Source organism: Streptomyces sp. NBC_00236 (genome assembly GCF_036195045.1).
Classification (GTDB): domain Bacteria; phylum Actinomycetota; class Actinomycetes; order Streptomycetales; family Streptomycetaceae; genus Streptomyces.
On the sequence record NZ_CP108100.1, the window covers coordinates 1118681 to 1143002 of the forward strand.

The window sequence follows — 24322 nt, forward strand, 5'->3', positions numbered from 1 at the left end:
CCACACATGTTCACCGATGAGGCCGCACTCGAAGAGCGGCTCGCCACCCCCTCCCCCGCGCTCGTCGCCGATCTCGGCCGCCTCGACGGCGATCTGCTGGTGCTCGGCGCCGGCGGCAAGATGGGCCCCAGCCTGTGCCGGCTGGCGCGCCGGGCGCTGGACGCCGCGGGCCGCGCGGACGTGACCGTGTACGCGGTCTCCCGCTGGTCCGACAAGTCCGCCGCCGAGGAGCTGGAGGCGGCCGGGGTCCGTACCGTCGCCTTCGACCTGATGGACCCGGCCGCCGACCTGGCCGGACTGCCCGAGGCCGGGAACGTCGTCTTCATGGTCGGCGCCAAGTTCGGTTCCGCCGGGGCTCCTTCGCACGCCTGGGCGGTCAACGCCGCGATGCCGGACCGGGTGGCCCGGCGCTGGGCGGGCGCGCGGATCGCCGCGTTCTCCACCGGCAACGTCTATCCGCTGGTGCCCGTCTCCTCCGGCGGCTGCACCGAGACCGACCCGGTCGGCCCGGTCGGCGAGTACGCCATGTCATGCCTGGGCCGGGAGCGGATCTTCGCCCACGCGGCGCTGACCCGTGGCACCAAGGTCGCCAACATCCGCCTCAACTACGCCGTGGACCTGCGCTACGGCGTCCTCGCCGACATCGCGTACCGCGTACAGGCGGGCGAGCCGGTCGACGTGACGACCGGTCACGCCAACGTGGTCTGGCAGGGGTACGCCAACGAGGTCGCCCTGCGTTCGCTGCTGCACGCCACCGACGGTGAGGCGTTCACCCTCAACCTCACCGGCCCCGAGACCGCGTCGGTGCGCCGGATCGCCCAGTGGTTCGGCGAGGAGTTCGGCAAGGAGCCGGTCCTCGCCGGCCAGGAGGCGCCCACCGCGCTGCTCTCCGACGCGAGCCGCTGCCACGCCCTGTTCGGCTACCCGGACGTCGCGCTGCGCACCCTCGTCGAATGGCAGGCCGACTGGCTGCGCCGCGGGCTGCCCCTGTCGGGCAAGCCCACCAAGTTCCAGGTACGTGACGGAAGGTTCTGATCCACTCCATGTCCACTCCCTCCCTCCTGTCCACGCCCGCGCTGGAGCTGCTCGCCCGCGGCGCGGCGATCCCCGCCCATCCGCTCGCGCTGCACGAGGACGGCACGTTCGACGAGCGCCGGCAGCGCGCCCTGACCCGGTACTACCTCGCCTCGGGCGCGGGCGGCGCCGCGGTCGCCGTGCACACCACCCAGTTCGAGATCCGCGAGCGTGAGGTGGGCCTCTTCCGTCCCGTGCTGGAGCTCGCCGCCGAGACGATCGACGCCGAGGCCGGCCGGCCGTTCGTGAAGGTCGCCGGTGCCTGCGGGTACACCGCCCAGGCCGTCGCCGAGGCCGAGACGGCCGCCGAGCTCGGCTACGACGCGGTGCTGCTCAGCCCGGCCGTTCCCGGCGCCGACGAGAAGGGGCTGCTGGAGCGGGCGCGCGCGGTCGGCGAAGTGCTGCCGGTGATCGGCTTCTACCTCCAGGAGGCCGTCGGCGGCCGGTACCTGTCCCCCGCCTTCTGGTCCGCGTTCACCGACCTGCCGCACACCGTCGCCGTGAAGATCGCCCCGTTCGACCGCTACCGCACCGCCGATGTCGTACGGGCGGTGGCCGCCGCGGACCGGGCCGACGAGGTCGCCCTGTACACCGGCAACGACGACGACATCATCGGCGATCTGCTCACCCCCTACGAGACGGCCGCCGGCACCCCGCGCTGGTTCGCCGGCGGGCTGCTCGGCCAGTGGGCGGTCTGGACGGGCTCCGCGGTGACACTGCTCGACGACGTCCGCCGGGCCCGCTCCGGGGACCACGCGGCGATGGTCCGCTGCCTGGCCCGCCGCTCCGAGCTGACCGATGCCAACAGCGCGGTCTTCGACGTACGGGGCGCCTTCCGCGGCTGCATCGCCGGGGTCCACGAAGTGCTGCGCCGCCAGGGGCTGCTGGCGAACATCCGCTGCCTGGACCCGGCCGAGACGCTCTCCCCCGGACAGGCCGACGAGATCACCCGGGTGGCCGCGGCCTACCCTTGGCTGACCGATGACGCCTTCGTTGCGGAGCACCTCGATGCCTGGCTCTCCTGAACCCGCCGACCGCCCCGCACGGGTCGTCGTCGCCGTACCGCCGGGCCTGCGCGCCCAGTTCTTCACCGCCGAGGTGTGGCAGGAACTGGAGCGGGCGGCCGAACTCATCGTGCTCGACGACCACTCCGACCGGGCGGCGGTCGCCGCCGCGCTGCCCGGCGCCCGTGCGCTGATCACCTCATGGCGGGCCCCCAAGGTGGACGCCGGCCTGCTGGCGCACGCGGACCGTCTGGAGCTGGTGGCGCACACCGGTTCGGCGGTCGCGCCCTATGTCACCGAGGACGTGTTCCGGCGCTCCATCCTGGTCACCCAGGCCGGCGACGAGATGGCCCGCCCGGTCGCCGAGGTGGCGCTCGCCTTCACGCTGTCGCTGCTCCACCGCATCCAGCGCTTCGACCACGCGCTGCGCGGCGGGCTGGAGTGGGCGGCGGCGAGCGAGGCCCCGCCGCGCCACGAGATCCACGGCAGCGACATCGGCGTGATCGGCGCCTCCCGCACCGGTCGCGCCTACATCCGGCTGGTGCGGGCGATGGGGGCGCGGGTGAGCGTCACCGACCCATTCCTTTCGGAGGCCGAGGCCCGGGCCATCGGCGTGACGTCCGTACCGCTGGAGACGCTGCTCTCCCGCAGCCGGATCGTGGCCGTGCACGCCCCGGTCACCGAGGAGACCCACCACATGCTGGGTGCGGCCCAGTTGGCACTGATGCCGGACGGGGCGGGCCTCGTGAACACCGCCCGGTCGTGGCTGGTCGACCAGGACGCGCTCCTCGCCGAACTGACCACGGGCCGGCTCGACGCGGCGATCGACGTCTTCGACGACGAGCCGCTGCCCGCCGGGCACCCCTTCCGCGCGCTGCCGAACGTGCTGCTCACCCCGCACCAGGCGGCGGGCAGTGTCGAGTGCCGGCAGCGGCTGGGCACCAGCGCCGTCAACGAGGTGCTGCGGCTGCTGGCCGGGCGTCCCCCGGTCCACGCGGTCACCGCCGACGCGCTCACCCGCCTGCACTGACCCTCCCCCACCCCCGTACCCGTCAGGAGATCTCACCGCCATGCGACTGATGCGCATCGGCGAGCCGGGCCATGAGCGCCCGGTCGCCGTCTGCCCCGAGGGCCGCCACTACGACCTGTCCGGCATCACGGACGACATCGACGGCGCCTTCCTTGCCGCGCTGGCCGACAACCCGCATCTGATCCCGGCCGAGCCGAAGCTCCCCGAGACCGACATCACCGGGCAGCGCGTCGGCGCCCCGGTGGCCCGGCCGTCCGCGCTCCTGTGCATCGGGCAGAACTACGCGGCCCATGCCGCCGAGTCCGGATCCGAACCGCCGGAGCAGCCGATCCTCTTCTACAAGTCGCCGAACACGGTGGTCGGCCCGTACGACGACGTCCTCATCCCGCGCGGTTCGAAGAAGACCGACTGGGAGGTGGAGCTGGCCGTGGTGATCGGCCGCCGCGCCTCCTATCTGGACTCCCCCGCCGACGCCGCCGCCCATATCGCGGGCTACGCGGTCAGCAACGACGTCTCCGAGCGCGCCTTCCAGCTGGAGGAGTCGGGCGGCCAGTGGTCCAAGGGCAAGAGCTGCGCGACGTTCAACCCGCTGGGCCCGGTCCTGGTCACGGCCGACGAGGTGGGCGATCCGCAGCAGTTGCGGCTGCGCAGCTTCGTCAACGGCGAGCCCCGGCAGGACTCCTCCACCGCGGACATGATCTTCGGCGTGGCGCATCTGGTGCACCACTTGTCGCAGTACCTGGTGCTGGAGCCCGGTGACATCATCAACACCGGTACGCCGCAGGGCGTCGCCCTGTCCGGCCGCTTCCCGTACCTGGCCGAGGGCGATGTGATGGAGATCGAGATCTCGGGCCTGGGCCGGCAGCGCAGCGTCTGCCGGCCCGCGTAGCCGGGGGCCGTAACCGGCCTCAGTCCTCCGGGAGTTCGACCGGGGCGATCTCGTCGAAGAGGTCGCCGGGGCCGGGGTTGGTGGCATCGGTGGCACCGCCGAACTGGGTCATCACGCCCCAGACCGCGTTCAGCGCGGTCTGTACGGCGCCCTCGGCCCAGCCGGCCGTCCAGGAGATGTCGTCGCCCGCCAGGAACAGGCCCCGCTTGTCGGCGGGCAGCCGGTCCTGCATGAAGTGGGTGAACAGCCGCCGCTGGTAGCGGTAGTGGCCGGGCAGGTTGGCCTTGAACGCGCCCATGAAGTACGGCTCGTTCTCCCAGGACACCGTGACCGGGTTGCCGGTGATGTGCTTGCGGATGTCCACGTTCGGATAGATCTCGCCGAGCGACTTCAGCATGACGTCCATGCGTTCGGTCGCGGACAGCGGCAGCCACTTCAGGCTGTCGTCGCACCAGGTGTACGAGAGGCAGATGCTGGCGGGCCGGTCCGGGCCGTCGTCCAGGAGGTACGTGCCCCGTGTCATCCGGTCGGTCAGCGTCATCGACATGGCGTCGCGCCCGGTGGTCTCGTCCTTGTCCAGCCAGAACGGCCGGTCGACGGGGACGAACAGCTTGGACGACTCCATGTAGTGGGTGCGCTCCATCGCCGTCCAGTGGTCGATCGGGAAGAGCGCGTCGTCGCAGGCGATCTTGGAGAGCAGCAGCCAGGACTGGCCGGTGAAGACGGCTGCCCGGAAGGTGCGGATGTCGCCGGAGGCGTCGGTGACCGTGATCCGGTTGCCGGCCGTGCGGTGCAGCCGGGTCACGGCGCCGCGCGGCTCGCCGCCGTGCAGCGAGGCGAGCGAGGTGCCCAGCGGCCAGTGGACGATCTTCTGCGGTTCGCGTTCCCACAGGCGCAGCGGGAGCTGCTGGCTGCCGCCGACGATGGAACGGTGGTGGTCGTCCGCCTCGGTGTAGACGACGCGGAGGATCTCCAGGATGGAGTTGGGGAAGTCGGTGTCCCAGCCGCCGGTGCCGAAGCCGACCTGACCGAAGATCTCGCGGTGGCGGAAGGACTTGAAGGCCTCGGAGTCGCAGAGGAAGCCGTAGAAGGTCTGGTTGTCGAGCTTCTCGACGAGCCGGGCCCAGATCTCCCGGATGCGCGGCACGTCGCGCTCGCGCATCGCCCGGTTCATGTCGGAGAAGTCGGCGCCCTCCTCCAGGCAGGCGTTCCAGGCGTCCATCACGTCGCGGTAGACCTGCGGGAGGTCGTCGATGGTCCGGGCGTAGTGCGACTCGCCCTTCAGGTCGACGACGGTCGAGGGGGTGACCGGCGAGAGCGGGTTGGGGAACGGCTTCGTCTCCAGGCCGACCAGGTCGATGTAGTGCTGGAGGGCCGTCGAGGACGGCGGGAAGCGCATCGCGCCCATCTCGGCGGTCAGCGGTTCGCCGTCCGTGGTACAGCCGTCGAACTCGACGGTGCGCAGCCGGCCGCCGATGCGGTCCGCCTCGTAGACGACGGGCTTGAGCCCCATCTTCATCAGCTCGAAGGCGGTGACGATGCCGGAGAGCCCGCCGCCGATGACGGCCACCTCGCTGCCGTGCTCGGTCGCCGGTATCTGCCCGAGTCCCGCGGGGTGTGCGAGGAAGTCGTCGTACGCGTAGGGGAAGTCCGGCCCGAACATGGTGATCGGCGGGGCTGCGTCGGTGTGCGGGACGGCCGGGGGCACCGTGGACGTCATGGGGTACGGACTCCTTGCGGGGAACAGGTGGGTGAGGGCGGGGCGGCGTGTCTCAGACGAGGGAGCCGTACAGACCGGGGCGGCGGTCGCGGAGATAGGGGTTGCCCGCCCGGGAGGCGGTCAGGAGGCCGGGGTCGACATCGCCGATGACGAGTTCCTCGCCCCGTCCGGCGCGGGCGCGGACCGTGCCGTCGGGGCCGGCCAGACCGCTCATTCCGACGAACTCGAAGGGGCCTTCGGTGCCGGTCCGGTTGACGTAGGCGATGTAGAGCTGGTTCTCGAAGGCGCGGACCGGCACGACGGACTCCGCGACGAACGGGAAGGGGTGCATCAGCGCGGTCGGGACCAGCAGGAGATCGGTTCCGGCGAGCGCGTGGGCGCGTACGTTCTCCGGGAACTCGACGTCGTAGCAGATCAGGAGGCCGATACGGAGGCCGTCGAGCTCGGCCTGGACGACCGGCCGGTCCCCTGGCGTGAACCACCGCTCCTCGAAGTCGCCGAAGAGGTGGGTCTTGCGGTAGTGGGCGAGCGCGGTCCCGTCGGGCCCGATGAGCTGTGCGGCGTTGTACAGGATGTCGCCGTCACGCTCCGGGTAGCCGTAGTGGACGGCGATCCCGTGCCGTGCGGCGATCTCGGCGACGGCCCGGGCGGCGGGTCCGTCGGCGGCTTCGGCCAGGCGGGGCACGTCGTCCCCGACCGCGTACCCGGTCAGGAACATCTCGGGGCAGACGAGCAGTCGTGCACCGCTCGCCGCGGCGCGGGCCGCGGCGCTCTCCAGTACTTCGATGTTCCGGGCCACCGAGCCCGGAGTTCCGGAGCTCTGGAGCAGGGCGGTGCGCAGCGGCGGCATGGCTGACCTCGGACGGTGCGTGGGGTGGGAGACGTACTGACCGTACGTGGCGCGGATCGGGCGGGACAAGGCGCGAATGTTGCGTATGCACCGTCGATCCGTTGCGCGCTCGGGCCCTGGCGCGGCGATTCGTTGTGCCCCTCGTCCGTACAGGTCAGGAGGGTGATTTCGGTCTCGGGGCGGATGTCCGGCCCGCCTTCCGGCGGAGGTGACGAACGACTTCGGAGCGATGTGGCCACCGGCCCGTGGACGCGACAGTGGAGGCGGCACGGACGACGTGCCGATACTGCCACCGAGGAGCTGGGCCATGACCCGCAGCACACACCGCCGCGCAAGGTTCTCCGCGATCGGAGCGGCGTTGATTCTCACCGCCGGAGCTGCCGGATCGGCGGTGGCCTCCGGCGGCCACACCCCGGGGTCCGGCGGAAAGGACCTGTTCCGGGAAGCCGCCGCTCTGACCGGAAGCGCGAAGCTCTACCGCCCCGGGCACGACATCTCGTTCTCCTTCGACGCCCATCTCGCGGCAAAGGACAACATGGCCCCGGACAAGGCGTTCGGGACGTTCCGCTTCAGTCACCGGTTCCCGGACGGTACCTCGGGCTACGCCGAGGTACGGGTGGACTGCCTGGTGACCGGGGGCAAGGTGGCCGTCGTGACCGGCGTCATCACGGCCACTGATCTGGACAACAAGGGCGAGCGCGTCGGAGTGACCGTCCACGACCTCGGCAAGCACGATCGCCTCGGTTACAGCTGGGTGGGCGCCGACGAGGGCCTGGAGGTACCGAGGTGCCTGAGCTCGGCCCCGTTCGAGAAGGTCCGTGCCGGCACGGGCGACCTCAAGGTGCTGCCGTGGATTCCGGAGTACGAGGAGTGACCGGGCGTCACTACGCCGGCGAGCCCGAGGGGTATCGGCGGAGCAGCGGTGAGAGCACGAGCACCGACTTGGTGCGCTCGATGTACGGCTCGCCCGCGATCCGTTCGAGGACCTGCTCGAAGTGGCGCATGTCAGCCGCGAAGACCTGCACGATCGCATCGGCGTCGCCCGTCACCGTGGAGGCGGAAGCGATCTCCGGATACCGGGCGAGCCCCTGCTTGATGGCTTCCGGCGGGGTGTTCTTGCTGCAGTAGATCTCGATGAATCCCTCGGTCTGCCAGCCGAGGGCCGCCGGGTCCACTCGTACGGTGAAGCCGGTGATGGCGCCCTCGGCGCGCAGCCGGTCCACCCGGCGCTTCACCGCGGGCGCGGAGAGCCCGATGATCGCACCGATGTCGGCATAGGAGCGCCGGGCATCTTCGGCGAGGGCGTGGACGATGCGTTCGTCGAGGTCGTTCAGTCGCACGTCGTACGGTCACTTCTCTGCGAGGTCGAGGCCCTGGCGGGGCGGGCTCGGCTGGTTCCGGGGACGGCATCGCCGCCCCCGGAAGTAGACCATGACCCGCCCCGCGGGGCGCGCTCACCGCAGGTGGTGCCGGGTCAGAACGGGAACTGCGAGCGCCCGTGCTGCACGGAGATCCACTTCTGTGTGGTGAAGGCCTCCAGCATCGAGTCGCCGTTCAGCCGCCCGAGGCCGGAGTTCTTCTCGCCGCCGAAGGGGACGATGGGCTCGTCGTGGACGGTGCCGTCGTTGATGTGGATCATGCCGGTGCGGATGCGCTGCCCGACCCGGACCCCGCGCTCGATGTTGGCGGTGTGGACGGCGCCGCTCAGCCCGTACGGGGTGTCGTTGGCGATCCGGACCGCCTCGTCCTCGCCGTCGAACGGGACCAGGAGGGCGACCGGGCCGAAGATCTCCTGGGACAGCACGGGGGAATCGGGCGCCAGCCCGGTGAGGACGGAGGGGCTGACGACGTTTCCTTCGGCCCGTCCGTGCAGCAGCGCGGTCGCGCCGGCCTCGACGGTCTGGTCGACGAGGGTGGAGATGGCCTCGGCCTGGGTCGAGTTGATCAGCGGGCCGATCTGGGTCGCCGGGTCGGCCGGGTCACCGACGCGCAGCGAGGCGACCTTCGCGACGAACTTCTCGGTGAACTCCTGCTCCACCGCACGGTCGACGAGGATCCGGTTGGCGGCCATGCAGACCTGCCCCTGGTGCACGTACCGGCTGAACACGGCCGCGTCGACGGCGTAGTCCACGTCGGCGTCGTCGAGCACGATCAGCGCGCTGTTGCCGCCGAGTTCGAGCACCGAGCGCTTGAGGTTCGCCGCGCACACCGTCGCGACGTGCCGTCCGACCTTGTCGGAGCCGGTGAAGGAGATGACCTGCGGTATGGGGTGCTCCAGCAGCGCGTCGCCGATCTCCGCGATGTCGGTGACGACGACGTTCAGGAGCCCGGCGGGCAGTCCGGCGTCCTCGAACACCTTGGCCACCAGCGTGCCGCCGCAGACCGGGGTGTTCTGGTGCGGCTTGAGCACCACGGCGTTGCCCAGCGCGAGGGCCGGGGCCACGGACTTCAGGGAGAGCAGGAAGGGGAAGTTGAAGGGGCTGATGACCCCGACCACGCCGACCGGCACCCGGTAGACGCGGTTCTCCTTGCCCGGCGTCGGCGAGGGCAGGATCTGCCCGGTGGACCGAAGCGCGAGCTGGATCGCCTCACGCAGGAACTCCTTGGCCAGGTGCAGCTCGAAGGCCGCCTTCAGCCGGGTGCCGCCGAGCTCGGCGACGATCGCGTCACCGATCTCGTCCTCGCGCTCCTCGACGACCCTCAGGGCCTTCTCCAGCACCGCTCGCCTGGCGTACGGGTTGGTGTCCGCCCACGCCTGCTGAGCGGTCTCGGCCGCCCGGTAGGCCTGGTCCACCTCGTCGGCCGTGGCGACCGTGATCGAGGCGAGCTTCTCCCCGTCGAACGGATTGAAGTCGATGATGTCCCAGGAACCCTTGCCCGGCCTCCACTCTCCGTCGATGTACTGATGGGCCAGGTCAGTGAAGAAGGACATGAGATCCCTTACCGCAGAGTGGCGGGCAGCTGAGTGGGATTCATATTACTTATCTTTCAACAGAGTTGGTACGGATCTCAGCCTGCCCCAGGCATCATTTCCGGCCATCTCCCGGCCTCCGGATGCCCGGAAAACACCGGTGCCCCTCCCGGCGCGAACAGCCGGAAGGGGCACCGTCGGTGCGAGGGTGCGGGATCAGCCCCAGCTGGCGTGCAGCGGCTTGCCCTCCGCGTAACCGGCGGCACTCTGCACACCCACGACCGCCTTCTCGGCGAACTCCGCCAGGGAGCCCGCACCGGCGTAGGTGCAGGAGGAACGGACACCCGCGATGATCGAGTCGACCAGGTCCTCGACACCGGGACGGGACGGGTCCAGGAACATCCGCGAGGTGGAGATGCCCTCCTCGAAGAGCGCCTTGCGGGCCCGGTCGTACGCCGACTCGTCGGACGTACGGTTCTTCACGGCGCGCGCGGACGCCATGCCGAAGGACTCCTTGTAGAAGCGCCCGTCCGCGGACTGCTGGAGGTCGCCGGGCGACTCGTGCGTCCCGGCGAACCAGGAGCCGATCATCACGTTGGAGGCACCGGCGGCGAGCGCCATGGCCACATCGCGCGGGTGACGGACCCCGCCGTCGGCCCAGACGTGCTTGCCGTACTTCTTCGCCTCGGCGGCGCACTCCAGGACGGCGGAGAACTGGGGCCTGCCCACACCCGTCATCATCCGGGTGGTGCACATCGCGCCGGGTCCGACACCGACCTTGATGATGTCGGCGCCGGCCTCGATGAGGTCGCGCACACCCTCGGCGGCGACGATGTTGCCGGCGACGATCGGCACCTGCGGATCCAGCGCCCTGACCGCGCGCACCGCGCTGATCATGGACTCCTGGTGGCCGTGCGCGGTGTCGACGACGAGGGTGTCGGCGCCGGCGTCGAGGAGCTGCTTGGCCTTGCCCGCCACATCGCCGTTGATCCCGACGGCGGCCGCGATCCGCAGCTTGCCCGCCGCGTCGGTGGCCGGCGTGTAGAGGGTGGCACGCAGTGCGGCCTTACGGGTGAGGATGCCCACGAGCCGGCCGTCCGCGTCGACCGCGGGGGCGAGCTTGCGGTTGGCACCGTCGAGCTTGTTGAACGCGTCGCGCGGGTCGATGTCCGCGTCCAGCAGCACGAGGTCCTTCGACATGACCTCGGAGAGCTGGGTGAAGCGGTCGACGCCGGTCAGGTCGTGATCGGTGACGACGCCGACGGGGCGCCCGTCACCGTCGACGACGACCCCGGCACCGTGGGCCCGCTTGGGCAGCAGGGACAGCGCGTCGGCGACCGTCTGGCCGGGGGCCAGCACGATGGGGGTGTCGAGCACGAGGTGGCGCGTTTTCACCCAGCTGATGACCTCGGTGACGACCTCGATCGGAATGTCCTGGGGGATGACGACGAGCCCGCCGCGACGGGCGATGGTTTCGGCCATCCGGCGGCCCGCGATGGCCGTCATGTTCGCGACGACGAGCGGGATGGTGGTGCCGGTTCCGTCGGGGGAGGACAGATCGACCCCCTGGCGGGATCCGACCGCCGACCTGCCCGGAACCATGAAGACGTCGTCGTACGTGAGGTCGTACGGGACGGAGGGGGACTCTGTGTATCGACCGGTGCCGGGCTCAAGAAAACGCATAACACTCATTTTTTCATACGAAATGGCGCAGGTCGTTTCCACGAAGACACAGCAAACGACTCCCGCCTTCGTATGTTCCTCCAAGGAACAGGATCGGGAGTCCCGGGCAAGTGGAACCTGCCTTGCCCACAGACCCTACCCGAGGGGTGCCGGAATCATTCGTGATCACCTTCCCTGGACCTGGTGACTCGGGGTCAGGTAGCTTCAAACGCGCAGGTCCCGCGGGTCACCAGGCACCCCGGAGCATCAAGGCGGTGCGGCCACAACTCCCGCCACACGTACGACCGGAGAGGATCACGACCCGCCCGTGGAGAGCGAACTGCCGGACATCTACTGCCCGTTCCCCCAGCGGACGAACCCGCACGTCGGACACGTACGGGAGCATCTCGACAGCTGGACCCGCAACACCGGTCTGGTGCACCGGGATTCAGCCAGGGACCGCTTCGAGCAGGCGGACTTCGGGGCCTTCGTCGGCATGGTCTACCCGACGGCCGACAGCAAGAACCTCGACCTCGTCGCCGACTGGTTCGTCTGGCTGTTCCTCGTCGACGACCAGCTGGACGACGGACACCTGGGCCGGAGCCCTGAGCGTGTACGGGACGTCGTCGCACTGATGCAGTCCGTGGTCGAGGGCACCGGCACGGGCACCCTGGCGAACGAGCGGCTGCCGGCCGCGGTGATCGCCCTCACGGACCTGTGGGAACGCACGACGCCGGCCGCCGCCGCCCACTGGCGGCGGCGCTTCGCCTGGCACCTGATCACCTATCTCACGACGGCCACCACCTGGGAGGCGGGGAACCGGGCGGACGGCGTGGTCCCGGCCGAGGCGACGTACATAGAAAAGCGCCGCCACACGGGCGCGATACACGTCTGCATGGACCTGATAGAGATCGTTGCCGGTATCGAGGCCCCCGAGTCGATCCACAACGACCCGCGCTTCATCACCGCGCTCGAAGCCTCGTGCAACGTCGTGTGCTGGGCCAACGACGTGTATTCGTACGAGAAGGAACAGGTTCTCGGGGAGATCCACAACCTCGTGCACCTCGTCCGGCACCACCGCGGTTTCGGCAAGCGGCAGGCACTGGAACACGTCTGCGCGGAGATCGCCACGGAGACCGAGCGCTTCCTGACCGCGGAGGCCGAGCTGCTGGCCGCCCACCCGCAGCTCGCCTGGATGCTGGAGCCGTATCTGGACGGGATGCGGAGCTGGATGCGCGGGAACCTCGACTGGTCCCGGCAGACACCGCGCTACAACCCGGCCGACGTCAGCCAGTACAAGGAGCCGGAGCAGTATCTGGAGGCGACGGTGCTGGGCGTCGGGCAGGACTGACCCCGGACACGGCGGAACACAGCGGGAGGGGCGGGCGGTGTCATCACCGCTCGCCCCTCCCGCTGTGTTCCGGGCTCACTCCCCGTCGGGGTCGGCCCGCTCCAGCGCGGGCCGGCGCGGCGCGGCCGAGTCCGTCAGCAGGTAGTCGGCCGCCGCGGTGTCGGTCACCAGGCTGGTGACGAGACCGGACCGCAGTACCGCCCCGATCGCCGCGGCCTTGCGCTGGCCGCCCGCGATCGCCACCACCTCGGGGATCCTGCGCAGCCGGTCCGCCTCGACCGTGATGCAGCGCTCACCGAGGTCGCGGCCGACCCGGCGCCCGTCCGAGTCGAAGAGGTGCGCCGACATCTCGGCGGCGACGCCGAGCGAGGCGTAGTGCTCGCGTTCCTCGTCGGAGAGCATGTCGTGGACCGTGGAGATCCCGGGCTCCCAGGAACCGATGGAGACAGCCGCGACCGTCACCTTGTCGAAGTACTCGAAGGCGCGCGCGATGCCCGTCTGGTGGCGCAGCGCGGCAGCCGTCGCCGGGTCCGGCAGCAGCATCGGCGCGTAGATGGGGTGGGCCTCGCCGCCGGACACCTGGGCGGCCCGCCGCACCGCCTCGACCGAGCCGCGCTCGGCCGTCCCCGCGTCGTACACCCCGGTGAGCTGCACGACCGTGCACGGCGGCAGCTGGTCCAGGGCCGCCGCCATGTGGATGGTGGACCGCCCCCAGGCGAGCCCGAGGACATCGCCCTCGTTCACCAGTTCGCCGAGCAGGTCGGCCGCGACCTCGCCCAGGTTCTCCGGGTCGGCGGCGTCGTCCTGCTCCTCCGCCGGGGACTCGACCACGACCGCGTGGCGCAGCCCGTAGCGGGCGCGGAGCGCGTCGGAGCGCTCTGCGTCCAGCTCCGCGGGGACCCGGATCTCGATCCGTACGAGGTCACGTTCCAGGGCCGTCTCCAGGACCCGGGCCACCTTGAAGCGGCTGACGCCGAACTCCTCGGCGATCTGGATCTTGGATTTGCCCTCGAGGTAGAAGCGGCGGGCCATGGCCGCCGCCTGCACCAGCTCCGCGGGCCCCATCCGCAGGGCGGACCGGCCCGCCGACATTGCAGACACCGCGTTCTCCTCACTGCTGTTCACGCTCTCGATACGCCGTTCATCCTGTCAGATACGGCGACCCTTGATCGGTCCCGTCGGACCGCGTTCATCTGCACTTGGCCCGGCCGACGTGCGATCGGGGGCCGGAGGGGGTGCCTGCGCCGTCATCGGCGTCAGTGGCCGCACGCCCACCCCGCCGAGGCGATGGCCCCCTCGGCCTTGGCGCGCAGGGCCCGGACGGCATCGGCCGGGTCCTTGGCCCCGTACACGGCCGAACCCGCGACGAAGACGTCCGCCCCGGCCTCCGCACACCGCTCGATCGTGGACTCGGAGACGCCGCCGTCGACCTGGAGCCAGAGTTCGAGTCCGTGCCTGGAGATCAGCTCACGGGTGCGGCGGATCTTCGGCAGCATGATGTCGAGGAAGGACTGGCCCCCGAAGCCCGGCTCCACCGTCATGATCAGCAGCATGTCGAGCTCGGGGAGCAGGTCCTCGTACGGCTCGATGGGCGTCGCCGGCTTGAGCGCCATGGACGCGCGGGCGCCCTTGGCCCGGATCTCCCGCGCGAGCCGGACGGGGGCCGCGGCAGCCTCCGCGTGGAAGGTGACGGAACCCGCCCCCGCCTCGACGTACTGGGGTGCCCAGCGGTCCGCGTCCTCGATCATCAGATGGCAGTCCAGCGGTGTGCTGGTGGCCCTGCTGAGCGATTCCACGATCGGAACGCCGAGCGTCAGATTGGGCACGAAGTGGTTGTCCATGACATCGACATGGAGCCAGTCGGCACCTTCGACGGCCTGCGCCTCCTCGGCGAGACGTGCGAAGTCGGCGGAGAGAATACTGGGGTTGATCTGGGCCATGGGGCCAAGCCTGCCATGCTCCGGGGCACTTCCCCGCTTCGGTGCGCTCCAAAGCCTCACGGGATCATTACAGTTCGCGCATTCCCGGCCTTTTCGCCCCCTGCCTGCCCCCTCCGCGGTGATCAGCCGGTGCGCCGCAGGAGGGCCAGGTACATCGCGTCCGTGCCGTGCAGATGAGGCCAGAGCTGGACATCGGGTCCGTCGCCCAGGGCGGGCACTCCGGGCATCAGCGGGCGGGCGTCCACCCACTCGGCCTCGACGGGTGCGCCGCCGCGCCCCTTGAGTACGTCCTCGACGACCACCCGGGTCTCCGCGAGGTGCGGCGAGCACGTCGCGTAGCCGACCACGCCGCCGATCCTGACGGCCTTCAGCGCCTCGCGCAGCAGACCGCGCTGGAGCGGCGCGAAGCTCTCCAGATCCTCCTTGCGACGGCGCCAGCGGGCCTCCGGGCGGCGGCGCAGCGCGCCGAGGCCCGAGCACGGGACGTCCATCAGGATCCGGTCGAAGGTGTCGGGCAGCCACGGCGGCCGGGTGCCGTCGGCGGTGATCACCTGGTACGGGCCGGGGTTGCCGGCCAGCGAGCGCTCGACGAGGCGGGCCCGGTGCGGCTGCTTCTCGGCGGCGAGCAGGGCGGCGCCCCGGCCGGCGGCCAGGGCTGCCAGCAGTGCGGCCTTGCCGCCGGGGCCGGCGCAGCCGTCGAGCCAGCGTGTGTCGCTGCCCTCCAGCGGGGCGTTGGCCAGAGCGGCGGCGACGAGCTGACTGCCCTCGTCCTGTACGCCGGCCCGGCCGTCCTGCACGGCGGTCAGGGCGCCGGGCTCGCCGCCCTCGGCCATCCGCACGGCATAGGGGGACCAGCGGCCCGGGAGGCCGTTCTCCTCGCCGAGTGCGTCGAGGAGCTCATCGGTCGTGGAGCGTCCGGGGCGGGCGACCAGGGTGACCTCGGGCCGCTCGTTGTCGGCTTCGAGGAGGTCCTCGATGCCCGCGCGGCCGCCGCCCAGCGCGTCCCAGAGGGCCGAGACGACCCAGCGCGGATGCGAGTGCACGATCGCCAGGTGGTCCTCGGCGTCGTCCTCGTAGGAGGGGGCGACCCGCTCCACCCAGCCGTCGAGGTCGTCCGCCGACACCTTGCGCAGGACGGCGTTGACGAACTTGGCACGTCCTTCGCCGAGCACCACCCGGGCCAGCTCCACACTGGCGGAGACCGCCGCGTGCGTCGGGATGCGGGTACCGAGCAGCTGGTGCACGCCCATGTTCAGGACGTCCAGGACCGGCGGGTCGACCTCGACGAGCGGCCGGTCGATGCAGGCGGCGACGATCGCGTCGTACGTGCCCTGGCGGCGCAGCGTCCCGTAGACCAGCTCGGTCGCCAGCGCCGCGTCCCGGCTGTCGAAGTCTCCCTTGGCCCGGGCCTTCTTCAGCAGCGGGGGCAGGACGAGGTTGGCGTACGCGTCGCGTTCGTCGACGGCCCTGAGGGCCTCGAAGGCGAGGAACCGGACCGGGTCCTTCTGCGGACGGCGGTGCGGCTTGGCGGGACGGCGACGCGGCTGGTCGTTCACGTGAAAGGTGCTCCGCTGATGGTGAGAGGGCGAACCGTCCCAGCCTACGTCCCCGGCCCGGTCCGCCCGTCCGCGCAGCCCTCAGATGCCCACGTCCCCGGCCGCCCGGCCCGGTCCGCCCCCGCGCAGCCCCTCAGACGCCGACGAGCTCGCCGGGGACGATGCGCACCCCGCGCGCCCAGTCCGCGGCACGCATCGGCTTCTTGCCCTGCGGCTGGACCCAGAGCAGTTCGACCGCGTGCGATCCGGTGCCCACGTACACGTTGTTCTTGGCCGCGGACAGCTCGCCGGGCGCCAGATCGGCCCGGTCCACGACGGGCACGGCCTGGATCAGCTTGAGGCGCTCCCCGCGGAAGAGCGTCCACGCGCCGGGGGCCGGGGTGCAGCCGCGGACCACCCGGTCGACGCGCAGGGCGGGCGCCGACCACTGGACCTGGGCGTCCTCGACGGTGATCTTCGGTGCGAGGGTGATGCCGTCGGCGGGCTGCGGCACGGCGTGCAGGGTGCCGTCCTCGATGCCGTCCATCGTCGCGGCGAGCAGCCCGGCACCGGCGAACGCCAGCCGGGTCAGCAGATCGCCGCTGGTGTCCGTGGGCCGCACCTCCTCGGTGAGGACGCCGTAGACCGGTCCGGAGTCGAGCCCCTCCTCGATGAGGAACGTGGAGGCCCCCGTCACCTCGTCGCCCGCCATGACGGAGTGCTGGACGGGTGCGGCGCCGCGCCAGGCGGGCAGCAGCGAGAAGTGGAGGTTGACCCAGCCGCGGGCCGGGATGTCGAGTGCGGCCTTGGGCAGCAGCGCCCCGTAGGCGACGACGGGGCAGCAGTCCGGCGCGATCTCCCTCAGCCTCGCCAGGAAGTCCTCGTCCCGCGGCCTGGCCGGCTTGAGCACCTCGATACCGGCCTCTTCCGCCCGCTCGGCGACGGGACTGGCCACCATGCGGCGGCCCCGCCCCGCCGGCGCGTCGGGCCTGGTCACGACGGCGGCCACCTCATGGCGACCGGAGGCGATCAGGGCGTCCAGTGCGGGTACGGCTACCTCGGGGGTGCCTGCGAAGACGAGCTTCATGGGTGGCTGACTGCCTCTCAGGCCGGAACATCTACGGTGACGAGCAACGCACAAGTCTATGGGCCCGGAAGCCGGGTGGGCGCTGGGGGGCGTACGCACCGTTGCGCGCCCCTCGCATATGCATATGCGCCCCCGGAGCGTGACCAGATCCCCCGGTGAGGCGTTGGTCAAGAGAGATTGACCGAAGCGAGCCGCCCTGGTGCGGCCCGATCCCTTTCAACGCCGGTTCGAGAGGCTTCTTCATGGCCGACCACGCAACCCACGACGCCCAAGCGCGGGCCAGCCTGCATCTACTGGTGCGGGACATCGAGCGGGTTCGGCGGCAGGTGGACGCACTGCGCACACTCACCGCCCAGCTGGGCAATGTCTACCGTCCACGCCGCTCCGGCCCCTCCGCGGGCTTCGTCGTCTACGGCAGGGCCCCGGCCCCCACCGTCAGGCTGGCCCAGGAACTGCGGGACAGCGTCGAGACCCTGGTCACGGCGGCAGTGGACTTCGACCGTTCGCTGGGGTTCTCCTGGGATGCGGTGGGCTCCGCGCTCGGAGTCACCAAGCAGGCGGTGCACCGCCGCTACGGTGCGCGACGCGCCGCTCCCCAGCCGGTGCCGGCCGAGGGCGCGGCGGAGGGCACTCACGCACTGCCCTCCGTCCCCGCGGCGCGCTCGATGCCGCCGCAGCCGTCAGCGGAGCGCCCGCCCCTCCGCGAGGACCTGCGCCCGGGCGCGTTCCCGGGGCCACGCAACGGCTGAGCCCGGGTCCGGGGCGGGGGTTCCGTCCTCAATCGCCGGACGGGCTTGTTTGTGCGGCCCCGCCGCGGGGTGCGCCTCTGTGCGGTGGGTGGGGGTGGGGTCCCTCCGGGGAGACTCCTCAAAAATGGCGTGTGCACCCCGGTACGCAAACGACCCGGGTCGTACGCCATTTTCTGCGGGGACTCCCCTGCACGCCCCCACCCGGCATCGCTTGCGTCTGCACGCCGGCCCTGCGACTGTCGCAGACGCAAGGCGGCCGGTCCGGGGCCGTGCAGGGGAGTCCCCGCAGGACGACGAACGGATACCGGGGTCCGCTGCGTGGGACTGGAAACGTTCGTCGTCTGAGGAGACGCCCCGGAGGGGCACCGGACCCCACCCACCGGGCGGGCCGCGCCGCCCCGCGGGGCACCCGCACCCAACAAGCCCGTCCGGCGATTGAGGACGGAACCCCGCCTCATCCCACCGTCAGCCGATATCAGGCGGGTCCACCCGAATCCGCACCGCTCCCCCGCCGCCGCCCCGGGACAGCCGCGCCGCCTGCGCCGCCTTCAGCGCGGCCGCCAGCGCCGCGCCACTGCCCGGCGGCACCCTGATCAGGGCGCGCTCCCAGGCCTCGCCGACGGGCGCGTCGGAGGGCCTGCGGGGCCGTCCGGGCTGACCGCCCGGGACCGGCACGGGACCGAGCACCTGGGCGTCCGCCGGCAGCTCCGCGGCGGCGAGGAAGGCGGCGAGCGCCTCCGCCGTGCCCGTCACCGACGCCATCCGGGACACCGGGGGGAAACCCAGCTCGGCCCGTTCGGCGAGTTCGCGCCGGGCGTGTCCGACCGGGTCCCACCGGACCAGGGCCTGCACGGGCCGCAGCGTCGGCTCGGCGACGATGACCACGGTGCCGCCCTCCGGCTGCCCCCGGACCAGCGCGGCAGCGGCCGTCCAGCGGCGCAGGGCCTCCTCGCCGGCCCGCAGGTCGGGGCGGCCGACCATCGCCCAGCCGTCCAGCAGCAGCGCCGCGGCGTATCCGCCCTCGGCGACCGGCTCGGCTCCCGGGGTGCTCACGACCAGCGCGGGCTGATCGGGCACCGAGTCCAGGATGTGGTCACGGCCGGAGGTCCGCACCGGCACGGCGGGAAAGGCCCGGCCGAGCTCCTCCGCCGTCCGGCGGGCGCCGACGATCTGTGCCCGCAGCCTGCGGGCACCGCAGGCGACGCAGTGCCAGGACGTCTCGGCCCGCCCGCACCAGGCGCAGTTCAGATCCTCCTGGTCGGGCGCCTCCAGCGGCCCGGCGCAGTGCCGGCACCGAGCAGGCTCCCGGCAGCGCTCGCAGGCCAGCCGGGGGGCGTAGCCGCGGCGCGGCACCTGGACCAGCACCGGTCCCGTGCGCAGTCCGTCGCGCACGGTCTGCCAGGCGAGGCTCGGCAGCCGGGCGGCCCGGGCCGCGCCGTCCCGTGCGAGTTCGCCGTCGCCGACGGTGCGGACCAGCGGCGCCGCCGTCCGCAGCTGTTCCCGGTCCGCGCGCAGCGGCAGCGCCCAGCCGGTCTCGACCAGTTGCGCGGCCTCCACGGTGCAGCTCGTGCCGCCGAGCAGAAAGGCGCACCGGCCGTGCGCGGCCCGCAGCTCCAGGACCTCGCGGACGTGCGGGAACGGGGCGTTGTCATCGCTGTGGCTGGAGTCCCCGTCGTCCCAGATCGCGACCAGGCCGAGATCGGCGACGGGGGCGAACATCGCGGCCCGGGTCCCGACGACCGCCCGAACGGATCCGCGGCTCACCGCGAGCCACTCCCGGTAGCGCCTTTCGGGCCCCGAACCGGCCGTCAGCGTGGCGTGGCGGCCCTCGCCCAGCAGTCCGGTCAGAGCCGCGTCGACGCGGCCCGCGGTCCGCCCGTCGGGGACGACGACCAGGGCGCCGCGGCCCGAGGCGAGGGTCGCGGCGACGGCGGCGGCGATCTCCTGCGGCCAGTGCGGTCCCGGGAGCGCGGTCCACACGGCCCTGGGCGCTCCCCCGTCGGCCAGCGCGGACAGGAAGGCGGGACCCTGCGCGTACCGCTGCCAGGTGCCGGGCGCCGGTGGTGGCGGCGGGGGCAGGGGCTCCGGCGACGGCTTGGCCTCGGCCCGGGCGTTCCTCGGCGGCACCGCGAGCTGGAGGACGTCCGCGAGGCTGCCCGCGTAGCGGTCGGCGACGGCCCGCGCGAGCCGGAGCAGGTCCGGGCCGAGGACCGGTTCGGGTGAGACGACGGAGGCCAGCGCGGCCAGCGCCCCGCTGTAGTCGGACTCGGCCAGCCGCTCGATCAGGAACCCGTCGATGAGCCCGCCGCCCTCGCGGCGCCCTCCCCGGACGTTGCGCCCCCCGGCCCCGAATCGCACCCGCACCCGCACACCGGGCTGCGCCTCGGCGTCGAGTTCCTCGGGCACGGCGTAGTCGAAGTACTGGTCGAGGTGGAGCGCCCCCTTGTTGACCAGGACGCGCGCGACGGGAAGCTCCTTGGCGAGCGCGGCCCCGCGCCAGGTCCGCGGTTTGGCGCGCGGCACATCGGCCCGGCGCACGGTCTCCCGGATCAGCGCAAGCTGCTCCGGTGCCCCGGCGTCGGGCTCGTCGGACCGCTTGTCGTCGCTGCTCACAGCCAAATTCCTACCAGACACGACTGACAGCCGAGGCCGTCGGCCACTCGTCCCGGGTGCCTCCTCCCGGGACACGGAACGCGCCGGAGCCCGGACACCGTGAAGGCGTCCGGGCTCCGGCGTACGTACGGACCTACAGGCCCGCGGCCTTGCGCAGCGCGTCCACGCGGTCGGTGCGCTCCCAGGTGAAGTCGGGGAGTTCCCGGCCGAAGTGGCCGTACGCGGCGGTCTGGGCGTAGATCGGGCGCAGCAGGTCGAGGTCGCGGATGATCGCGGCCGGGCGGAGGTCGAAGACCTCGCCGATGGCGTGCTCGATCTTCTCGGTCTCGACCGCGGCGGTGCCGAAGGTCTCGACGAAGAGGCCGACCGGCTCGGCCTTGCCGATCGCGTACGCCACCTGTACCTCGCACCGGGCCGCGAGGCCCGCCGCGACGACGTTCTTGGCGACCCAGCGCATCGCGTACGCGGCGGAGCGGTCGACCTTCGACGGGTCCTTGCCCGAGAAGGCGCCGCCGCCGTGACGGGCCATGCCGCCGTAGGTGTCGATGATGATCTTGCGGCCGGTCAGGCCGGCGTCGCCCATCGGGCCGCCGATCTCGAATCGGCCGGTCGGGTTGACCAGCAGGCGGTAGCCCTCGGTGTCGAGCTTGATGCCGTCCTCGATCAGCTGGTTCAGGACGTGCTCGACGACGAACTCGCGGATGTCGGGAGCGAGCAGCGAGTCGAGGTCGATGTCGCTCGCGTGCTGCGAGGAGACGACGACCGTGTCGAGACGGACGGCCTTGTCGCCGTCGTACTCGATGGTGACCTGGGTCTTGCCGTCGGGGCGCAGGTACGGGATCGTCCCGTTCTTGCGGACCTCGGACAGCCGGCGGGAGAGCCGGTGCGCGAGGTGGATCGGCAGCGGCATCAGTTCGGGCGTCTCGTCGCAGGCGTAGCCGAACATGAGGCCCTGGTCGCCGGCGCCCTGCTTGTCGAGTTCGTCCTCGTCGCCTTCGACGCGCTTCTCGTACGCGGTGTCGACGCCCTGCGCGATGTCGGGGGACTGCGCGCCGATGGACACCGATACGCCACAGGAGGCGCCGTCGAAGCCCTTCTTGGAGGAGTCGTAGCCGATCTCGAGGATCTTGTCGCGCACGAGCTGTGCGATCGGGGCGTAGGCCTTGGTCGTGACCTCACCCGCGACATGCACCAGACCTGTGGTGATCAAGGTCTCGACGGCGACACGCGACGTCGGGTCCTCACGGAGGAGTGCATCGAGAATGGTGTCGCTGATCTGGTCAGCGATCTTGTCGGGGTGACCCTCGGTGACGGACTCCGAGGTGAAGAGACGGCGGGACACATCGCTCCCTGGGGTTGCAGCGGCTGCTGGCTGATCATTTGGCGGACGGCCCGGGAGCTGCGCCCGGTACGAACCTGGACCAGTTTATCGGTCGGCTCCGGCTGTCGGACAACGTGTCTCGCCCTTTGGCGGATCTGTGACATGCGGCACCGGTGCCCGGAAGTCCCCCAAGGGCCGCCCCGGGCACCGTCCGTGCCCGTATTGCAAGGGGTCGGACCCCTGGGGCGGCGACACGCGAAATTCACCCAAGACGCGCCGACACGAGGTCCCAGACCGTGTCGGCAAGCGCTTCCTTGGGTCCGTACGGCACCGGGGTCTCGCTCCCGTCGGCGGCGAGCACGACGGCCTCGTTCTCCTCCGAGCCGAAGGTCTTGCGCTCCCCCACCTCGTTGACGACCAGCAGGTCGCAGCCCTTGCGGAGCAGCTTCTCCCGGCCGTTGGCGAGGACGTTGTCGGTCTCGGCGGCGAATCCGACGACGATCTGCCCCGGCGCGGCGCGGTCGGCCGCCACCTCGGCGAGGATGTCGGGGTTGCGTACGAGCGTGAGGGGGGCCGGTTCCTGGCCGTCCTTCTTCTTGATCTTCCCCGTCACGTACTCGGCCGGACGGAAGTCGGCGACCGCCGCCGCCATCACCACGACGTCGGCGTCCGCCGCCGCCTTCAGTACGGCCTCGCGCAGCTGCACCGCGGTGCCCACGCGGACGATGTCGGCGCCGGACGGATCGGGCAGTCCGGTGTTGGCCTCGACGAGCGTGACCCGGGCGCCGCGGGCGACGGCGGTGCGGGCGAGCGCGTAGCCCTGCTTGCCGGAGGACCGGTTGCCGAGGTAGCGGACCGGGTCGAGCGGCTCACGGGTGCCGCCCGCGCTGATCACCACGTGCCGGCCGGTGAGGTCGGGGGCGACGGGTCCGCGGGCCAGGACGCGGCGGCAGACCTCGAAGATCTCCGCCGGGTCCGGCAGCCGGCCCTTGCCGGTGTCGACTCCGGTGAGGCGCCCGACGGCGGGCTCGATGACGACGGCGCCCCGGCGCCGCAGGGTGGCGACGTTCTCCTGGGTGGCCGGGTGCTCCCACATCTCGGTGTGCATGGCGGGCGCGAAGACGACCGGACAGCGGGCGGTGAGCAGCGTGTTGGTGAGCAGGTCGTCGGCGAGGCCATGGGCCGCCTTGGCGAGCATGTCGGCGGTGGCCGGGGCGATGACGACGAGGTCGGCGTGCTGTCCGATCCGCACGTGCGGGACCTCGTGGACGTCGTTCCAGACCTCGGTGGAGACCGGGTGGCCGGAGAGTGCCGACCATGTGGCGGCGCCCACGAAGTGGAGCGAGGCCTCGGTCGGGACGACCCGTACGTCGTGTCCCGACTCGGTCAGCCGGCGCAGCAGCTCGCACGCCTTGTACGCGGCGATGCCGCCGCTGACCCCCAGGACGACCTTCGGCTTGTCCACTGCGTCTCCCCGTACTCGGATACGTACGCGCTCCGTACATCCCCCATGCTGCCTCACCCCCGCCCGCGCGCGTCCGTCGCCCCGGGACACACCACAGGCCCGGCGGTCACGACCGCCGGGCCTGTGGTGAAGGTGCGTTCTCCTGCTTACTGCGCGGGGCCCTCGATGGCCTCGGAGGTGAGCAGGCCCGCGTTGATCTCGCGGAGCGCGATCGAGAGCGGCTTCTCGTGGACGTGCGTGTCGACGAGCGGTCCGACGTACTCGAGGAGTCCCTCACCGAGCTGCGAGTAGTACGCGTTGATCTGGCGCGCGCGCTTGGCGGCGTAGATCACGAGGCTGTACTTCGAGTCGGTTGCTTCGAGGAGCTCATCAATCGGCGGGTTGATGATGCCCTCGGGCGTGGTGATGGAAGAGGACACTCTCTGCCTTCCGAAGGGGGTGAAGATCAAAGAAATCTTTGACAGTCAGGGGCTTTGTTGCCGGTGCTGCCGTGTCGGTGCGTTCACTGGCCGCCGGCACGGTGGCCGGAAGCCTCCAGCATCAAGGTTAGCAGCTCACGTGCCACGTCCTCGACCGAGGTGTTGACGAGCGTCGTGTCGAACTCGGATTCGGCGGCCAGTTCGACCTTGGCCGCGCCGAGACGTCGCTCGATCACCTCGGGTGCCTCGGTGCCCCGGCCGGTGAGCCGGCGCACCAGTTCGTCCCAGCTCGGCGGCGCGAGGAAGACCAGCTGGGCGTCCGCCATGGACTGGCGGACCAGCCGGGCGCCCTGGAGGTCGATCTCCAGCAGCACCGGCTCACCGGCCTCCAGCCGCTCCTGCACGGCCCGCCGGGGCGTGCCGTAGCGGTTGCCGGCGAACTCGGCCCACTCCAGCAGCTCGCCGTTGGCGATGAGCTTGTCGAACTCCTCGTTGTCCACGAAGAAGTAGTGGACGCCGTTGCGTTCGCCGGGGCGGGGCTTGCGGGTCGTGGCCGACACCGAGAGCCATACCTCGGGGTGGACCTTGCGCATATGCGCGACGACCGTGCTCTTGCCGACCCCCGAGGGGCCGGAGAGCACGGTCAGCCGCGGACGTACGTCCGGGGGTACGGGGGACGTCCCCCGGGATGTTGCAACCATG

Annotated in this window: 21 protein-coding genes; 7 read left to right on the forward strand and 14 right to left on the reverse strand. The window is 71.6% G+C overall.

All coding sequences use genetic code 11. The features are described 5' to 3' along the window. The first annotated feature begins 6 nt into the window (after positions 1-6). From OG446_RS04845 to OG446_RS04860, 4 genes are read left to right on the forward strand one after another with little or no spacing between them, the layout of a single operon-like run. On the forward strand, positions 7-1035 hold the full coding sequence (locus OG446_RS04845) for an NAD-dependent epimerase/dehydratase family protein (RefSeq protein WP_328892869.1): 1029 nt from the start codon (positions 7-9) through the stop codon (positions 1033-1035). Positions 1036-1043: 8 nt separating this feature from the next. Beyond that, on the forward strand, positions 1044-2099 hold the full coding sequence (locus OG446_RS04850) for a dihydrodipicolinate synthase family protein (protein WP_328892870.1): 1056 nt from the start codon (positions 1044-1046) through the stop codon (positions 2097-2099). Beyond that, positions 2083-3108 (forward strand): hydroxyacid dehydrogenase, encoded by a 1026-nt coding sequence (locus OG446_RS04855; RefSeq protein ID WP_328892871.1) that lies wholly within the window; start codon positions 2083-2085, stop codon positions 3106-3108. Before OG446_RS04850 ends, OG446_RS04855 begins: the two co-directional genes overlap by 17 nt. Before the next feature lie 40 nt (positions 3109-3148). Further along, positions 3149-3997, forward strand: a complete 849-nt coding sequence (locus OG446_RS04860) for a fumarylacetoacetate hydrolase family protein (protein ID WP_328892872.1) — start codon at positions 3149-3151, stop codon at positions 3995-3997. Between the two features lie 19 nt (positions 3998-4016). On the opposite strand, the gene OG446_RS04865 is transcribed toward OG446_RS04860, so the two are convergent. Further along, on the reverse strand, positions 4017-5717 hold the full coding sequence (locus OG446_RS04865) for a flavin monoamine oxidase family protein (RefSeq protein WP_328892873.1): 1701 nt from the start codon (positions 5715-5717) through the stop codon (positions 4017-4019). Positions 5718-5769: 52 nt separating this feature from the next. After that, positions 5770-6567, reverse strand: a complete 798-nt coding sequence (locus OG446_RS04870) for a carbon-nitrogen hydrolase family protein (protein WP_328898193.1) — start codon at positions 6565-6567, stop codon at positions 5770-5772. Positions 6568-6874: 307 nt separating this feature from the next. Between OG446_RS04870 and OG446_RS04875 the strand changes: the two genes are divergently transcribed. Next, positions 6875-7441, forward strand: coding sequence for a Repetin (locus OG446_RS04875; RefSeq protein ID WP_328892874.1), 567 nt, complete (start codon positions 6875-6877; stop codon positions 7439-7441). A 10-nt stretch (positions 7442-7451) separates the two neighbouring features. Here OG446_RS04875 and OG446_RS04880 read toward each other — a convergent pair whose 3' ends face one another. The 3 genes from OG446_RS04880 to OG446_RS04890 form a co-directional block, all read right to left on the reverse strand. Next, complete coding sequence (locus OG446_RS04880) at positions 7452-7907, reverse strand: Lrp/AsnC family transcriptional regulator (protein ID WP_148016332.1); 456 nt, start codon at positions 7905-7907, stop codon at positions 7452-7454. A 134-nt stretch (positions 7908-8041) separates the two neighbouring features. Continuing rightward, on the reverse strand, positions 8042-9499 hold the full coding sequence (locus tag OG446_RS04885) for an aldehyde dehydrogenase family protein (RefSeq protein WP_328892875.1): 1458 nt from the start codon (positions 9497-9499) through the stop codon (positions 8042-8044). Between the two features lie 195 nt (positions 9500-9694). Next, entirely contained in the window at positions 9695-11161 is a 1467-nt protein-coding gene (locus tag OG446_RS04890; RefSeq protein WP_219570752.1) for a GuaB1 family IMP dehydrogenase-related protein, read from the reverse strand. Positions 11162-11468: 307 nt separating this feature from the next. On the opposite strand from OG446_RS04890, the gene OG446_RS04895 reads away from it, so the two are divergent. Next, complete coding sequence (locus OG446_RS04895) at positions 11469-12491, forward strand: terpene synthase family protein (RefSeq protein ID WP_328892876.1); 1023 nt, start codon at positions 11469-11471, stop codon at positions 12489-12491. Between the two features lie 75 nt (positions 12492-12566). Here the strand turns inward: OG446_RS04895 and OG446_RS04900 are convergent, their stop codons facing one another. The 4 genes from OG446_RS04900 to fmt form a co-directional block, all read right to left on the reverse strand. After that, positions 12567-13583, reverse strand: coding sequence for a sugar-binding transcriptional regulator (locus tag OG446_RS04900; RefSeq protein ID WP_328898194.1), 1017 nt, complete (start codon positions 13581-13583; stop codon positions 12567-12569). 164 nt (positions 13584-13747) lie between these two features. Beyond that, on the reverse strand, positions 13748-14431 hold the full coding sequence (gene rpe, locus OG446_RS04905; RefSeq protein WP_328892877.1) for a ribulose-phosphate 3-epimerase: 684 nt from the start codon (positions 14429-14431) through the stop codon (positions 13748-13750). Between the two features lie 122 nt (positions 14432-14553). Continuing rightward, positions 14554-15987 carry an RsmB/NOP family class I SAM-dependent RNA methyltransferase gene (locus OG446_RS04910; protein WP_328892878.1) on the reverse strand — a complete coding sequence of 478 codons (1434 nt, stop codon included), beginning with the start codon at positions 15985-15987 and terminating at the stop codon, positions 14554-14556. 133 nt (positions 15988-16120) lie between these two features. Continuing rightward, positions 16121-17053: a methionyl-tRNA formyltransferase gene (fmt, locus tag OG446_RS04915; protein ID WP_328892879.1), complete on the reverse strand. Its 933-nt coding sequence runs from the start codon at positions 17051-17053 to the stop codon at positions 16121-16123. A gap of 242 nt (positions 17054-17295) precedes the next feature. Here fmt and OG446_RS04920 point away from each other — a divergent pair, with 242 nt between their 5' ends. Then, positions 17296-17802 carry a hypothetical protein gene (locus tag OG446_RS04920; protein WP_328892880.1) on the forward strand — a complete coding sequence of 169 codons (507 nt, stop codon included), beginning with the start codon at positions 17296-17298 and terminating at the stop codon, positions 17800-17802. 465 nt (positions 17803-18267) lie between these two features. Here the strand turns inward: OG446_RS04920 and OG446_RS04925 are convergent, their stop codons facing one another. The 5 genes from OG446_RS04925 to gmk form a co-directional block, all read right to left on the reverse strand. After that, the gene (locus OG446_RS04925; protein ID WP_328892881.1) at positions 18268-20415 is read right to left on the reverse strand and encodes a primosomal protein N'; all 2148 of its coding nucleotides are present in this window, start codon (positions 20413-20415) and stop codon (positions 18268-18270) included. Positions 20416-20548: 133 nt separating this feature from the next. Continuing rightward, positions 20549-21757, reverse strand: coding sequence for a methionine adenosyltransferase (gene metK / locus OG446_RS04930; RefSeq protein ID WP_328892882.1), 1209 nt, complete (start codon positions 21755-21757; stop codon positions 20549-20551). Between the two features lie 241 nt (positions 21758-21998). Then, a complete protein-coding gene (coaBC, locus tag OG446_RS04935; RefSeq protein WP_328892883.1) occupies positions 21999-23201 on the reverse strand; it encodes a bifunctional phosphopantothenoylcysteine decarboxylase/phosphopantothenate--cysteine ligase CoaBC in 1203 nt (400 codons plus the stop codon). A gap of 146 nt (positions 23202-23347) precedes the next feature. Then, the gene (gene rpoZ, locus OG446_RS04940) at positions 23348-23620 is read right to left on the reverse strand and encodes a DNA-directed RNA polymerase subunit omega (RefSeq protein ID WP_003970369.1); all 273 of its coding nucleotides are present in this window, start codon (positions 23618-23620) and stop codon (positions 23348-23350) included. Positions 23621-23703: 83 nt separating this feature from the next. Continuing rightward, positions 23704-24321, reverse strand: coding sequence for a guanylate kinase (gene gmk / locus OG446_RS04945; protein ID WP_328892884.1), 618 nt, complete (start codon positions 24319-24321; stop codon positions 23704-23706). Position 24322 lies beyond the last annotated feature (1 nt).